At 62.6% G+C, this 1,566-nt stretch carries 2 protein-coding genes; both read left to right on the top strand.

The annotated features are described in order from the left end of the window. Window positions 1-174: 174 nt before the first annotated feature. A complete protein-coding gene (locus tag BUC26_RS23330) occupies window positions 175-579 on the top strand; it encodes a hypothetical protein (protein ID WP_143166150.1) in 405 nt (134 codons plus the stop codon). Window positions 580-615: 36 nt separating this feature from the next. Beyond that, a partial coding sequence (locus BUC26_RS22520; RefSeq protein WP_073379678.1) for a DDE-type integrase/transposase/recombinase occupies window positions 616-1,566 on the top strand: 951 nt, incomplete at its 3' end.

Below are 1,566 nucleotides of genomic sequence, written 5' to 3'. Positions count from 1 at the left end.
CCCCCCTCCAGTCAGGAACAAGCCTTCCTGAAAGGAGTTTAGCAACTGGTACTGTTTGTCGCCGTATCCGTCAAGGAAATTGCCCGTCTCGGCACGGCCTATCCCTGGCATAAACCTGCAGCCTGTCCCTGTTGCGGCGGCAAGTTGTGGTGGCACGGCTTTGTTGAAGCCTGGGTGGCCACGCTCGCGCACAGCATCCAACTTCGTCGTCTCTATTGCCCACACTGCCGCCGGGTGCACCGTCTCCGTCCGCTTGGTTATTGGCGCCGTTACCGCAGCTCCATCCAGGAGATTCGGTCCGCACTAACTCACCGCCTCATCCGGCAGCGCTGGCGTCCTGATCTGCCGCGCTCACGGCAGCGTCAGTGGTGGCGCCGCCTGGGCCGGATGATCCGGCTGCTGCTTGGCCTGTCCTTTGCCGGCAGCCGGCTCGAAGGGTTTGAACGACTCATTACCACCAACATTATTCCCGTAACCGCTGCCACCAACCATGACAATCGCACCATCGATCACACACCCTACCGTGTTGTAGCCCTGCCCGGCAGCTTCCGATCGTGCTATGGGGAAACGACCGGATAATCCGGTCCCTTTTCACCCCCAGACACGGAGGATGCCATGGATGACGACACCAACAAGCAACGCCACGAGGTAGCCCTGTTCCGCTTCGGGGTCATCAGCGAACTGGTCTCAACACGCCTTGAGCCCGGTGAGTTGACCGACCTGATCTATCACAAGAGCGAGCAGCGCTGGGATATCCCCGGCTCCGATCGCACCCGGATCTCCCCCGCTACCATCCGGCGCTGGCTGCACCTCTATGAGCGCAGCGGCCGGGATATTGCCTCATTGGCTCCGGCTCCGCGCTGCGACCGGGGGTGCAGCCGGCGCGTCGACGAAGAGACCTGCGCCGCCCTGATCCGCTTGCGCAAGGAACATCCCTCGCTGCCGGTTTACCGGCTGGTCGAGCAGCTCAGCGACAAGCAGTTACTGGCCCCGGGCGAGCAACTCAGTCTGTCCACCGCCTACCGGATCCTCAAGCGGGAGTCGCTCAATAGCGCGGCACTCCGGACCGGTACTCCGGTCGATCGGCGCCGCTACGAGGCCGAGTTCCCCAACGATATCTGGCAATCCGATGTGATGCACGGCCCTTCGGTGATAGTTGCCACCAAACGGCGCAAAGCCTATCTGATCGCCGTGCTTGACGATCATTCCCGGCTCATACCGCACGGAGAGTTCTTCCTCTCCGAGCGGCTCGACTCCTGGCTGCAGGCCTTCCGCCAGGCCTTGCTGACCAGAGGGCTGCCGCGCAAGCTCTACGTCGATAACGGAGCCGCCTTCCGTTCCCGCCAGCTCGAACGGATCTGCGCCTCGCTCGGCATTGCCTTGATCCACAGCCGGCCCTATACCCCGCAGGGCCGTGGCAAGATCGAGCGCTTCTTCCGCACCGTACGCACCAGGTTCTTGCCGGGTATCGGCGATGGCGCGCTCACGTTGGACGAGTTAAACGAGCGCTTCTCCGAATGGCTGGAGCGTGATTATCAGCATCGGGTTCACTCCGTCACCGCGATG

Source organism: Desulfofustis glycolicus DSM 9705, from assembly GCF_900130015.1.
Classification (GTDB): Bacteria; Desulfobacterota; Desulfobulbia; order Desulfobulbales; family Desulfocapsaceae; genus Desulfofustis; species Desulfofustis glycolicus.
Note: the sequence above shows the minus strand (reverse complement) of the source record. Positions and strands in the feature narration are given on the sequence as shown.